We start from the raw sequence: 12404 nt of genomic DNA, 5'->3' as shown, positions 1-12404 counted from the left end.
GCAAAGCGATTTGTGGTCGATGGGTGTGGCACTCTTCGTCATGCTGACGGAGGAGCATCCGCTGACGATGGGGTGCCGTCATGACGAGGAGATTCTCCGCGCGGTCATGAACCGTGCCCCTCTACGTCTTCGGGAACGTGTGGACGTGCCCGAGGTTCTCGATCGGCTCGTGACTTCCACGCTCTCGAAAAATCCAGCCGATCGGCCCGCCGATGCGTTCGTTCTTGCTACGGACCTGCGTCGCGTCGTTACGGATTTCTACGACCAGCCGCGGGCGTACGATCTCAGTTCGAGCGCGACGGTCGAGGAAGCCATACCGTCCGAGCGCGGTGCGTTTCGGTGGGAGGGGCAACCCGCCGCTTTCACCCGATGCGCCCGCGCCCGTGGAGACGACGACGGAGGTGGATCCGCCACCGAACGTCGTGTTGCCGCGTGTTCTAACTGGGCTCGACCCCGCGGAGGACACGCTGCGCATGGCGGTGCCGAGATGAAGGGCGCCCACGTAGCGGGCTCGGAGGCGACGGTGCCTCCCTCGAGCTCGAAGAAGGCGCCGTAACCGGGGAGCAGCGGCATCTGTGCGGTCGTCGAGCGGGACGTGCGCCCATCGAGCGCTCGCCGCCGGCGGGCGTGAAGTTGTCCCTGCACCTTGCCCAACTCGTACGATTCGCCGGCCTCCTCGCTGCCGATGAACAGTATCCCGTTGCGCAGCTCGCAAAGAGCTGCAACGTGACGGAGAGCGGTGTAACAAAGAAGCATGGAAATCGAATCGAGTGACCAGATCGCGCTGATCGATCTCGACGGCACATTGGCCGACTACGACACGGCGCTTCGCGAAAAGATGCAGATGCTCCAGGCCCCCGAGGAGCCGCCCTATGCGCCGCGTTCCATGGAGAGGGTCGAGCCCCCGCACATCGAAGCGCGCAGAAGACTGATTCAGGCGCAGCCGGGCTTCTGGCGTAGCTTGAGGAAACTGCCGCTCGGCTTCGAAGTCATCGAGGAGCTAAAAGCCGCAACGTTTCGACTTTACGTGCTCACGAAGGGCCCGCGGGCAAACGGTGCCGCGTGGGGCGAGAAGCTCGACTGGTGTCTCGAGCACCTGCCCGATGCGATCGTGACGGTCACCCAGGACAAGTCGCTCGTCTACGGAAAGATTCTCTTCGACGACTACCCACCCTACTTCATGCCGTGGCTCAAACACCGCCCGCGCGGTCTCGTTGTCTGTCTCGCCACCTCGTTGAACGCGGAGTACGCAAAGGGCGGCCCCAAAGAGCACCCCAATGTCTTCCGCTACGACGGCTCAAACCGTGACGAACTTCGTGCCCGCATCCACCGCGCCCGTGAGAGAGCCTCACGCGAAGCCCTCTGACTTCATCGCTCGCTCCCAGACGACCACCTCGTCGACATCCCCGCGCGCTCCGAAGGTGACCTCGTACCGCGGCACAGGGGAATCGACCGGTTCGATCGTCGCTCGCGTCCGCGGAGATGCTTGCATATGCAAGCAATGTCGAAGGTCCCTGCTGATCGAAATCCGCGCGCAGCTCTCCCCCGACTCTACGCGCTTTTTGGAGCGCTACAAAGAGCGGCTCTTCTCGGAGCCTCCCGACACGCGCCCATTTTTTTATCCGTTCAAACGACTTCTCATTTGGGCCGGCCGCTAACCGACTATAGTGCTCCGCGATGCGGATGTTGCGCGGATCGACCCGGTTTTTGCTGGCCCTCGCGGCCGTGGCTCTCCTCGTCGCGACGATCGCCGGCTGCGCCGCCAAGGACGATCCGGTCAAAGCCCAGGTCGGCTCCTGCCTCGAGGCGCGTGGAAAGGGCGGCAAGACCGGGGACGACTTCCACATCGTCGACTGCAACGCCCCGGAGGCGGCCTACAAGGTGATCAGCAAGGGCAAGCGCTGCACCGACGTGACCAACGGATCCCTCGAGGTCGGTAGGCGAAAATCGCGCAGAGAGCTGTGCCTGACGCTGAACGCGAAAGAGGGAGACTGCTTCTACCAGGAGATCAGTTTTCCCACCGGCAAGGCGACCAAGGTGGCCTGCGGGCCGGAAGCGACCTTCCGGATCACCAAGGTGGCGGCTGGCGTGGCCGACGCGTCGGTCTGCGGCAAGGACGTTCCCAATTGGACGAAGACCCCTGACGTCCTGCCGCGCGCCATCGTCTACCGCGACCCCGCCCTCACCGTCTGCGCCGACACCCCGTCCGGCCCGAGCAAATCCTCGGCGGCGCCAGCGACGTCGGTTCCCGCCGTCACGCCCGACGAACAGCCCGATGACACCGTCGGCGCGCCGGTGATCGACGCATCGCGCGTGACCGACGCAGCGCTCTGCATCAAGGGCGGCGCTCCCGCCGCGATCACCAAGGACACGCCGGGGCATCTGATCGGCGCCATGCGCTCGGCGCTGCGCAGCCTGCATACGGTCCACGTCTACGGCGTCACGGTCGAAGAGATTCCGAAGATCACATCGTGGCGCTTCACGGTACGTGCCTCGCGCGAGCTCGGTCTTGTCTACGAAGCCGAAAGCGGGGAGGGCAAGCAGCTCGAAAAGATGAGCGTCGTCCAGCTTCCGGGCGGCAAGACCTACGCGCGGGGCAGGTTCTTCTTCTCGGCCCACCCCGAGCTGAAAGGCAAGATCGACGATCAGTGGTTCGAGGTGCCGGAGGCGCTGCTCACCGCGAAGGCGGTCGACGCGCACCCCGACGGACCCAAAGGCATGTTCGGCATGAACATCGGTTACAAGGCGGCAATCGCAGCGGTGGCGCAAGGTGCCATTGGCTGGTACCCAGACCAGCAGGCCGAGTGGCTGCTCACTTCGAAGCGCGCAGAGCCCGCCTCGAAGGTGGCCGCACGCGCCGACGATACCCAGCGTTACTTCAAGGGATGCGAGACCGTGCTGATTGAAAGCGGACAGCTCAGGCTGCAGCTGTCCGCGTCTGCCACCCCGTTGCCGCTGCAGCACGATCCGAGGCCCGGCGTTTCGGCTGGGCGCTTCCGCTGGTATGGCTTCAACCAGAAATTCGACGCCGTGACCGCTCCGAAGGGCGCCGTGACGCTTGCTTCGCTCGTGGCAGGCGGCGGCTGACCGGCGGCTGCGCAAGGAGAGTGCGCAAAGTCGTTGCGCAACTTGCTGAAGAGCGGACATTCAGCGAGTAGGGGAGAGTGGACACACGGAACCGTTCCATTCCCTTGTGCCAAAGTACTGGTTCACAACAAAGCTCTGGAACGAGCGCGGGGAGCACGCGATGACTTCGTGACCATCGGGGACATGAAGGGCCGGATCAAAATTGGGCACTCCGCATCGTTGGTCGCAAAACGATGCCCGGCATCACTTCGGAGCATTGCGAAGAGATTGTGCGTCTTCTTGATCGGGAGATCGAAGTACGCGCTCGTTATTACGAGGAGCGAGGCTTCGACGAGGCGCGAAAGGGGCGCAAGCCGGGCCTCGCGTGGACGACAGCTCGGAACGTCTGGAGCGATCTCAACACCGCGCTCGATGAGGCATGCCAGAGCAGGCAGCTCTCGCTGCGTGTCCTGAAGGTGAACCCGGCGAAAGACGTACGTGGGCCCGAGCGCGGGATCGTCCGATCCCAACCCATTCTCTACCCCGATGAGTTTCTCCAGCTCGTAGCATGCCCCTCGTGCCCGTCTACTGGCGCCGCATGTACGCGGGCGACGTGTACTCCGCTGGACGTTCCAACGAGCTGGCCGCGCTCACGGCCGAAGACGTGGACGTGGTTCACCGCACGCTCAGCGTTCACAAGCAACGCGATCGGAGAGCCGAGGGCGTGAAGAGGACGAAGACGCGTCAGGCACGGGTCTTCGAAATCGAGGCGGAACTCTGGCCGCTCATCGCGTACCTGCTGAAGGTCACGCCGCCGGGGCAGCGACTCTTTCGAATGCCGCCGGACGAAGATCGCGCGGAGCTCCTCCGCAAGCACCTGAAGAGGGCGGGCATCCCCCGGCCGGAGCTGTTCGCAGACGACGCCCTGCGCGCGCCGATCCGCTTTCACAACTTGCGGCACACGTCGCGGACGTGGATGGCGATGCGAGGTGACGACGTCGTTCGGCTGCAGGCCCGCAGCGGAAACACCAACATCGAGACGCTGCAGGGCTGCATCGAGCAAGCTCGAAGGCTTCCCGCAGCGTTCGGCTGCGTCTTTCCGCCATTGCCGAGTTCGCTATTTGCGAGTCCGGAATGCACGGGGTTTTTGGATCGAATAAGCGATCCCCGGAACGTGAAACCCCAAAAACGCGAATCAAACCGAATACTTCTGCTGCGACCCCAACGGGAATTGAACCCGTGTTACCGGCGTGAGAGGCCGATGTCCTAACCGCTAGACGATGGGGCCAGTGGCTCTTCTTTTCCGGGGACCGGAAGCGAAGGGCGCTCTAAGTACTTCAACCGCTATAGCTTCATCAAGTTTTTCTTACGGAATTTTTGCTGCTGTTCTGCGGGGAAGACAAGACAAGGGAGAAGCTGGGGGACAAGGATTCGAACCTTGATAGCCAGAGCCAGAATCTGGCGTCCTGCCGTTAGACGATCCCCCAAGGGAAGGAAAAAAGGACTGAAGCGAAGCGAAGGGAGGCGCATCGTACCTGGGCTGGAACGTATGTCAAGGATTTCTGCGATGCGTTGATGAGAAGGGTGGCGGAGCCGGTGACCACTGCGCGCCTGGACCCCGTGCGTGATCCAAGACCCCTTGACGTGGGCTGGGAGGAGTTTAGCTTGCGCGCGGCTTGGCACTCGGGCCTCTCGAGTGCCAACAGATGGAAAGCCCCAGGTTTTCGGGCGCCATGCCCTTCAATAAAGCGGAGACGCTCATGAGCGCGAAAGAAATTCATTTTAGCCGTGGTGCACGAAGCAAGATCTTGCGGGGGGTCAACCACCTCGCCAATGCCGTGAAGGTGACGCTCGGTCCGAAAGGGCGGAATGTCGTCATCGAGAAGAGCTTCGGTGCCCCGGTCGTGACGAAGGACGGCGTGACCGTCGCGAAGGAAATCGAGCTTTTCGACAAGTTCGAGAACATGGGCGCGCAGATGGTTCGTGAGGTCGCCTCCAAGACGAGCGACAAGGCCGGTGATGGCACCACCACCGCCACCGTCCTCGCTCAGGCGCTCTACACGAACGGGCTGGCCCTGGTCGAAGCCGGGCACAACCCGATGGATCTCAAGCGCGGTATCGACGCGGCCGTCGAGGCCATCGCCAAGGCCATCCGCGCGCTGGCCAAGCCCACCAAGGACAAGGCCCACATCGCGCAGGTCGGCACCATCAGCGCCAACGGTGATGCCGCCGTCGGCACCATGCTGGCCGATGCCATGGAAAAAGTGGGCAAGGAAGGCGTCATCACCGTCGAGGAGGCGCGTGGTACCGAGTCCTCGCTCGAGGTCGTCGAGGGTATGCAGTTCGATCGCGGCTACCTCTCGCCCTACTTCGTGACCGATCCCGAGAAGATGACCAGCGTCTTGGAAGACGCCCTCGTCCTCATCTCCGAGAAGAAAATTTCCAACATGGCCGACTTGCTCCCGCTGCTCGAGCAGGTGGCCCGTGATGCGCGTCCGCTCCTCATCATCGCCGAAGACGTCGAGGGCGAGGCGCTGGCGACCTTGGTGGTCAATCGCCTGCGCGGCCTCCTCAAGGTCACGGCGGTGAAGGCCCCCGGCTTCGGCGATCGCCGCAAGGAGCTGCTCAAGGACATCGCCATCCTCACCGGCGGACAGGTCATCTCCGACGATCTCGGCGTGAAGATCGAGAACATCTCCCTGCAGGATCTCGGGCGCGCCAAGCGCATCACCGTCGACAAGGACAACACCACCATCGTCGACGGCGCCGGTGACAAGGGCCAGATCAAGGGCCGGGTCGAGGCCGTTCGCAAGCAGATCGAGATCACCACCAGCGACTACGATCGCGAGAAGCTCCAGGAGCGCCTCGCCAAGCTGGCCGGCGGCGTGGCCGTCGTTCGGGTGGGCGCGCACACCGAGACCGAGATGAAAGAGAAGAAGGCGCGCGTCGAAGATGCGCTGCACGCCACGCGCGCGGCCGTCGAGGAAGGGATCGTGCCTGGCGGAGGTGTGGCCCTGCTCCGCGCGGCCAAGGCGCTCGACGGTGTCAAGGTCGACGCCAACCTCGAGGCCGGCGTGAAGCTCGTTCGCCGTGCCATCGAGGAGCCGCTTCGCCAGATCGCACGCAACGCAGGGGCCGATGGCTCCGTCATCCTCGAGAAGGTGCGCGCGGGCGAGGGGAACTTTGGCTTCAACGCCCAGACCGAACAGTTCGAGGACCTGGTCAACGCCGGCGTCATCGACCCCGCCAAGGTCGTTCGCTCCGCGCTCGAGTTCGCTGCCAGCGTCTCCGGCATGATGCTCACCACAGAGGCCGTCGTGGCCGATCGCCCCAAGAAGGAAAAAGCAGGCGGCGGTGCACCCGGCGGCATGGGTGGAATGGGCGGCATGGGTGGAATGGGCGGCATGGGCATGGGCGGCATGGGTGGAATGGGGGGCATGGGCGGCATGGGTGGAATGGGCGGCGACTTCGACATGGATTGACGTCGGGCTGCCTCTTCGGTCCAGCCGATCCCCCGGCTGAACGCATCGCGGGCCTCGAGCATGACTCGGGGTCCGCGTCCGTTTTTTTGTCGCGCGCCCGATATTGCGCGCTCGCCCGATGCACCGCGGCCGATGTCGCGCAATCGCCGATGCGCCGCGGCCGATGGCGCGCAATCGCCGATGCACCGCGGCCGATGGCGCGCAATCGCCGATGCGCCGCGGCCGATGGCGCGCAATCGCCGATGCACCGCGGCCGATGTCGCGCAATCGCCGATGCGCCGCGGCCGATGGCGCGCAATCGCCAATGCCGCCATGCCCGAGCGCGCCACGACCACGCGCCAGCGCACTCCACTGTAAAATTCACGAAGATGACGCCTGGCGTTTTCGCTCGCGCTACCCGAACCGCCGTAGATAGCGCGTCGAGCTTCTGACCCCGGTACGAAACCGTTCGCGGAGACGGCCCGTATACGGAGGGCGCGTAACGATTTTTTGCATGCCCCGGCGTCGGGCATCGCACTGTACTCGCCGATGGTCGTAGAGTCCGGGTCGCGCGCAATCACCCATCGACGCCACCCGCGCTTTTTTACCTTGGAGAAGTGTCCATGAAGAACACGTTGTCGGGGGTCCTCGTACTCGTCATCGGCACCTCCGCTCTAGTGGCGGACGCCAAGCTCGCTCGAACCAGCGAGCCGGCGGTGGTTCACTTCAACGCGAGCGGCCCCGCGGGGCTCAAGATTGTCGGGACGACGAGCGAGCTCAACACGGAGGGGGACGAGAACGTCATCAAGATCGTCGTCCCGCTCGCGAACCTCACCACCGGCATTGCGCTGCGCGACAAGCACATGCGCGAGAAGTACCTTCAGGTGCAGAGCTACCCGAACGCGACCTTGGAGGTTCAGCGTTCGGCCATCAAGTTTCCAGCGGCGGGGGCGGAGGTCTCGGGCGATGCACCCGGGACCCTCACGATTCATGGGCAGAGCCGGCAGACGACGGCGCGTTACACCGCGCGCAAGAACGGGGACACGTTCGCCGTCAAAGGCACCCTGCACGTGAATGTTCGTGACTTTGGAATCGAGATTCCCAGTTACCTGGGGGTCACCGTAAAGCCGGATATCGACATCGACGTGCAGTTTGGCGCCAAAGACCAATAGAGCCACCCCCTTCGCCGAATGAAAAATAAAGACCGCCGTTGGCGGGCCTTCGGGCTTCGCCTACTTCCATTCGCATTGCTTCTGTTCATGCTCCTCGGCTGGGAGCGACCTGCGCACGCATACGCGTGGATGATCCGCCACGAATACACCTCGTGCGCGCAATGCCACGCCGATCCCTCCGGCGGCAGCTTGCTTACGCCCTACGGCCGCGCCCAGGGCGAAATTCTGCTTCAAAGCCAGTACACGCGGCGCGCGGAGGACGCGGAGCCGACCAAGCTGAAAGACTTTTTGTGGGGCCTGGTGCCGGTCCCGGAGCCCACCCTGCTGCTCGGCGGCGACGTGCGCAACATGTACCTGGCCGCGCGCCGAAAAGGCGAGAACGGACCCGCGGTCACCGACTCGCGCATCATCGTCATGCAGGCGGACTTCACGGCCCAAGTGGCGGTGGATCGCGTTCGGGCCAACGCCAGCATCGGCTTCGATCACAGGGGCGCGGCGCCGAACAACATCACCCACCGCAACGAGGACAACCTGATCTCGCGCGTGCACTGGGTGGGCGTCGATCTCGGCGAGGAGAAGCAGTGGCTCCTGCGCGCCGGGCGCATGAACATCCCCTTTGGCATCCGCCAGATCGAGCACACCTTGTTCGCGCGCGATCTGACCCGCACCACCACGCAGAAGCACCAACAGCACGGCGTGGCGCTGGCCTACAACGGCGACTCCATCCGCGGGGAGGTGATGGCCATCTTGGGCAACTTCCAGCTCAATCCCGATCGGTACCGCGAGCGCGGGTACGCGGGCTACATCGAGTGGGCGCCGTTCACCACCTTGGCGCTCGGCGTCAGCAGCCAAGTGGCGCATGCCTCGAGGGACGTGGGCGTGGGCACGGAGCTGACCCGGCAAGCGCACGGCGTGTTCGTGCGCGGGGTGCCCATCAAGCAACTCGTGCTCACCGGGGAGGCCGATTTCCTGCTCAACATGCAGCCGCGGAGCCAGGTGCCCCAGGGCACGAAAAATACCAACTTCGGCTTTGCCAGCTATGTGCAGGGGGACTACGAGCCTTGGCAGGGATTGCACTTTCTCCTGACCGGTGAGCTCAAACGCGACGCCATCGATCCCACGGGCTGGTCCTATGGAGGCTGGGCGTCGGCCGCCTGGTTCTTCGCCCCGCACGCGGACGTCCGGATCGATGGGATCCAGCAACACCTGGCGACGGGCAACTCCTCGGTGAGCGCCTCGAGCTTCCTCGCCCAACTCCACCTTTACCTGTGAGCCGCGCGATGAGAACCCGCTCGTTTTGCTTCTCCGTTGCCGCAAGCTTGGCGCTCCTCGTGACCGCACCCGCGTCCGCGACGCCGAATTTCCCGCCCGCCATTCAATCCACCCTTCAATTGAACGCCGCGCCCCCGTGCACCCTCTGCCACCTGACCGACTCGGGCGGGAAGGGGACGGTCGTGACGCCCTTCGGCCGGCTGATGATGCAGCGCGGTTTGGTCGAGGAGGACGAGACGGCGCTGAAGACCGCCCTCATGGCGGTGGAGGCCGAGGGCAAAGATAGCGACGGCGATGGCGTCGGCGATATTGCGGAGCTTCGCGCGGGCACGGATCCGAACACGCCACCCGGGGGCGAGGCGAGCATCCCGGCCTACGGTTGCGGTGCCCAGGTGAGCCCGGGGCGCGCTTTGCCGAATGCCGGCCTTGTCCTGTTGGCGGCCGCGGTCACGATCGGGCTACGACGCCGGGCGCGATCCACCGGGCGTGCTAATTCGAAGTAAACAAAGCAAAAAGAGGCCGAAGTAGAAGAAGGAAGCAGAAGGAAGCAGAAGGAAGAAGAGGGAGAAAGGGAGCGCGATGGGGCTGGGGCTAACGATTTCAACGCAGCGCGAGGAGGATTTGCACCTCGCGGAGCGGTGTGTCGCGGGCGATCGCGCGGCCCAGCATGAACTTTTCCATACGCATCGGGGTCGCGTTCATGCGACCCTTTATCGCATGGTGGGGTCGAACGCCTGCATGGATGATTTGCTCCAGGACGCGTTCATCAACGTCTTTCGTTCGCTCCCCACCTTCCGGGGCGAGTCGCTGCTGGCCACGTGGATCGATCGCTGCGCCGTGCGCGTGGCCTATGCGCATATCGCCAAGCGAAAAGCGCGTCCGCCGGCCCTGGAGCTCGTGCCCGAGATGGCGGCGAACGATCCTTCCGCCGAGCAGCGGGCGCTCGCGCGCGAAGCGGCACGGCATCTGTATGCGGTGCTGCACGGGATGGAACCGAAGCAGTGCACCGCATTTACCTTGCACGCCATCGACGGCCGGCCGCTGGCCGAGGTGGCCGAGCTGATGGACGCGTCCTTGGTCGCCACGCAGACCCGCGTCTGGCGCGCCCGGCGCGAGCTCTCGGAGCGCGCGGGGAAAGATTCGGTCTTGGTCGAATTCGTCTCCGGCAAGCGAAGCCTTCGCGTCTCCGGGCGCGACGGCGGTGACGATGCGAAGGATGCGCGAGAGGAGGAGCCGTAATGCCACCCGATCACCGACCTCCTCAACGCGCTTCACGCGGATCCGGCAAGCGGCTCCAATCGTCGTCGTCCATCCACGTCGACGTCGAACCCCTCAACGACGCGCGCTGGGCGAAGATCGAGGGCGCGCTGTTCGATCAGCTGGAGCGCGACGAGCACGCCGCGCGCGAGGTGCACGACGAATCGGAGCACGACGAGCGCGTGGCCACCTCGCACATCGTGGAGGGGCCCGCCTACGCCTGGTGGCGCACGGGCGCCTATTTCGTGGTGGCCGGCGCGGTGGCGGCGGCCATCGGGGCCATCGTTTCGCGCGCCGTATGGCATCCGGAGCCGCCGCCGGCCATCTCCTCGCACGTGGAGACGGGGACGAGCGGCACGCACTTGGTCATCGGTGAGGCGGCGCTCGACGTCGGTCCTCAAGCGGCGCTCTTCGTGAACGGCGACGACGCCCACGGCGTGCTGGTCGTGCTGGAGCGGGGCAAGGTCGACTTCGAGGTCACCCCCAGGCGCGAGCGCCCGCCCTTCGTGGTGCAAGCGGGGGAGGCGCGGGTGCGGGTCACCGGCACGCGCTTCAGCGTCGATCGCACGGGCGAGGGCGCGCGGGTCGATGTCAGCAGCGGGATGGTCGAGGTGTCGGCCCACGGCCAAATGGCGAACGTGCACGCGGGCGAGCATTGGCCGGCGAAGGACACCGCGCAGCCGCTGGCCGTGCCCGAGCCCGCGGCGGTGTTGGATCCCGCGCCCGCGTCGACCGCGGCCGAGGTTCCGCGCGCCTCGCGAAAGGCTTCGGGCTCACCGCGGCCCGAGAGCGCAACACCGCCACCGCCGGTGGTGGAGAGCGCCGAGCCAGAGGTCCCCTCGTCATCGAACGAGAGCGACACCTCGTCGCTTTTCTCACCGGCCGAGCCATCCGATGCCATGTCGCGGCGCATGGTGTACGAGTCGGCCGCGCGCCTCGAATCGACCCGACCGATGATGTCATTGGCGCAATATGCCGAGCTTGCGCGCGGCTCCGATCCCTGGGCGGCCAATGCACTGTATGCGGCGGGCCGCCTTCAGGCCGATCGCGGCATGAAAGAGCATGCGTGCCGTACGCTCGAAGACTATTTGGTCCGCTTTCCGCGCGGTCCCAACGCCGCCGATGCCCGCGATCTCTTGGGTCGGCTGAAAGGAAAAACGAGGGTACCGTAGAGCCCCGATGTCGCTCGTACCCCGTGTTGTCTTTCTTCTCATCGTGCTGGTCGGATCGTTGGTCACGAGCTCCGCATACGCCGAGCGCCGGCGCCTGGGTTTCGTTCGCGCACCCCAGCGGGTCGAGCACGCGGTGGCCATCGCGCTCACGCCGTGGGAAATCGAGACGGTGCCGCTGGAGTCCTCGGCCGAGCGCCCCATGCTGACCCGCGACGCGCGCCGCGTGGCGGCGCAAAAAGAGGTCGACGCGGTGGCGTGGTTGGTCGAGAGCGAAGGCGAGCGCGCCATTTGGCTCTACGACGCGCGCGACGATCAAGCCGTGACCCGGCCGGTGAGCTCGGGCGAGATCGACGACGCGTCGGCCGCCGCCATCGCGCTCTCGTTGAAGACGCTCCTGCGCGCGAGCACGGTGGCGCCGCCGCAAGAGCGCCTCGGTGGCCGCGCCGAATCGCAAGGCCACGGCATCGGCATCTTCCGGCTCGAGCTGGACGGCGGCACGCGCCTGAACGCCAGCGGCGAGACGTTCTTCGAGCCGCGCGTGGGCTTCTCCGTCGCGTTCTGGCCGCGGCTGTTCGAAGACCGTCTCGGGCTGGCGCTTCGCCTGGAGGAGGGCCCGGGGTGGTCGCTCGACACCACCCCGGCGTACTTGGGCCGCTTCGCCGATCACACGGTGTCGGCCGCCATCCGCGGGCGCATTCCGCTGGGGAGCGTGCTCGCGCTGGAGCCGGGCGTGGGGGGCGCGCTCCACATCACGACCATCACGGGCGGCTGGAGCAACGGCCGCCCGCCCATCGATGCCTCGCGAACGCACCCCGCGCTCGAAGTGTCCCTCGGCCTGTCGGCCACCGTCGCGCGCTGGGCCCTCTTCGGCGCCCGCGTCGGCGGCTCCTACTGGGGCGACGATCAACGCTACGGCGGCCCCGCGCTCACGATCTTGGAGCTCCCCGCGTTCCAGGGGAGCGCCACGTTGTTCGTCGGCGGCTCGATCAATTAGCGTCGCCGAG

Annotated in this window: 10 protein-coding genes and 2 tRNA genes; 9 read left to right on the top strand and 3 right to left on the bottom strand. The window is 65.6% G+C overall.

Features of this window, described 5'->3' with window-relative positions; genetic code table 11:
* Positions 1 to 121: 121 nt before the first annotated feature.
* Positions 122 to 502 carry a hypothetical protein gene (locus LZC94_20205; protein ID WXB19535.1) on the bottom strand — a complete coding sequence of 127 codons (381 nt, stop codon included), beginning with the start codon at positions 500 to 502 and terminating at the stop codon, positions 122 to 124.
* A gap of 252 nt (positions 503 to 754) precedes the next feature.
* Between LZC94_20205 and LZC94_20200 the strand changes: the two genes are divergently transcribed.
* Both LZC94_20200 and LZC94_20195 read left to right on the top strand, forming a co-directional pair.
* Positions 755 to 1366, top strand: coding sequence for a hypothetical protein (locus LZC94_20200; GenBank protein ID WXB19534.1), 612 nt, complete (start codon positions 755 to 757; stop codon positions 1364 to 1366).
* 311 nt (positions 1367 to 1677) lie between these two features.
* Positions 1678 to 3087: a hypothetical protein gene (locus LZC94_20195; GenBank protein ID WXB19533.1), complete on the top strand. Its 1410-nt coding sequence runs from the start codon at positions 1678 to 1680 to the stop codon at positions 3085 to 3087.
* Between the two features lie 1195 nt (positions 3088 to 4282).
* Here the strand turns inward: LZC94_20195 and LZC94_20190 are convergent.
* Positions 4283 to 4354: transfer RNA gene (locus LZC94_20190), tRNA-Glu, on the bottom strand.
* 128 nt (positions 4355 to 4482) lie between these two features.
* A tRNA-Gln gene (locus LZC94_20185) sits at positions 4483 to 4553 on the bottom strand.
* Positions 4554 to 4826: 273 nt separating this feature from the next.
* On the opposite strand from LZC94_20185, the gene groL reads away from it, so the two are divergent.
* From groL to LZC94_20150, 7 genes are all read left to right on the top strand, one after another.
* A complete protein-coding gene (groL, locus tag LZC94_20180) occupies positions 4827 to 6548 on the top strand; it encodes a chaperonin GroEL (GenBank protein WXB19532.1) in 1722 nt (573 codons plus the stop codon).
* Between the two features lie 602 nt (positions 6549 to 7150).
* Complete coding sequence (locus LZC94_20175) at positions 7151 to 7699, top strand: YceI family protein (protein ID WXB19531.1); 549 nt, start codon at positions 7151 to 7153, stop codon at positions 7697 to 7699.
* Between the two features lie 75 nt (positions 7700 to 7774).
* Positions 7775 to 8971: a hypothetical protein gene (locus tag LZC94_20170; protein WXB19530.1), complete on the top strand. Its 1197-nt coding sequence runs from the start codon at positions 7775 to 7777 to the stop codon at positions 8969 to 8971.
* Between the two features lie 8 nt (positions 8972 to 8979).
* The gene (locus LZC94_20165; GenBank protein WXB19529.1) at positions 8980 to 9474 is read left to right on the top strand and encodes a thrombospondin type 3 repeat-containing protein; all 495 of its coding nucleotides are present in this window, start codon (positions 8980 to 8982) and stop codon (positions 9472 to 9474) included.
* Between the two features lie 214 nt (positions 9475 to 9688).
* Complete coding sequence (locus tag LZC94_20160; GenBank protein ID WXB19528.1) at positions 9689 to 10210, top strand: RNA polymerase sigma factor; 522 nt, start codon at positions 9689 to 9691, stop codon at positions 10208 to 10210.
* Positions 10210 to 11400 (top strand): FecR domain-containing protein, encoded by a 1191-nt coding sequence (locus LZC94_20155; protein WXB19527.1) that lies wholly within the window; start codon positions 10210 to 10212, stop codon positions 11398 to 11400. Before LZC94_20160 ends, LZC94_20155 begins: the two co-directional genes overlap by 1 nt.
* Before the next feature lie 7 nt (positions 11401 to 11407).
* Complete coding sequence (locus LZC94_20150; protein WXB19526.1) at positions 11408 to 12394, top strand: hypothetical protein; 987 nt, start codon at positions 11408 to 11410, stop codon at positions 12392 to 12394.
* Positions 12395 to 12404 lie beyond the last annotated feature (10 nt).

This window comes from Sorangiineae bacterium MSr11954 (assembly GCA_037157815.1).
Classification (GTDB): Bacteria; Myxococcota_A; Polyangia; order Polyangiales; family Polyangiaceae; genus Pendulispora; species Pendulispora albinea.
Note: the sequence above shows the minus strand (reverse complement) of the source record. Positions and strands in the feature narration are given on the sequence as shown.

What these genes read in the sequence shown, in the direction of transcription:
- LZC94_20150 (WXB19526.1), top strand. Translation starts at nt 11,408, where the DNA reads ATGTCGCTCGTACCCCGTGTTGTCTTTCTTCTCATCGTGCTGGTCGGA.
- groL (WXB19532.1), top strand. Translation starts at nt 4,827, where the DNA reads ATGAGCGCGAAAGAAATTCATTTTAGCCGTGGTGCACGAAGCAAGATC.
- LZC94_20200 (WXB19534.1), top strand. Translation starts at nt 755, where the DNA reads ATGGAAATCGAATCGAGTGACCAGATCGCGCTGATCGATCTCGACGGC.
- LZC94_20160 (WXB19528.1), top strand. Translation starts at nt 9,689, where the DNA reads ATGGTGGGGTCGAACGCCTGCATGGATGATTTGCTCCAGGACGCGTTC.
- LZC94_20155 (WXB19527.1), top strand. Translation starts at nt 10,210, where the DNA reads ATGCCACCCGATCACCGACCTCCTCAACGCGCTTCACGCGGATCCGGC.
- LZC94_20165 (WXB19529.1), top strand. Translation starts at nt 8,980, where the DNA reads ATGAGAACCCGCTCGTTTTGCTTCTCCGTTGCCGCAAGCTTGGCGCTC.
- LZC94_20195 (WXB19533.1), top strand. Translation starts at nt 1,678, where the DNA reads ATGCGGATGTTGCGCGGATCGACCCGGTTTTTGCTGGCCCTCGCGGCC.
- LZC94_20175 (WXB19531.1), top strand. Translation starts at nt 7,151, where the DNA reads ATGAAGAACACGTTGTCGGGGGTCCTCGTACTCGTCATCGGCACCTCC.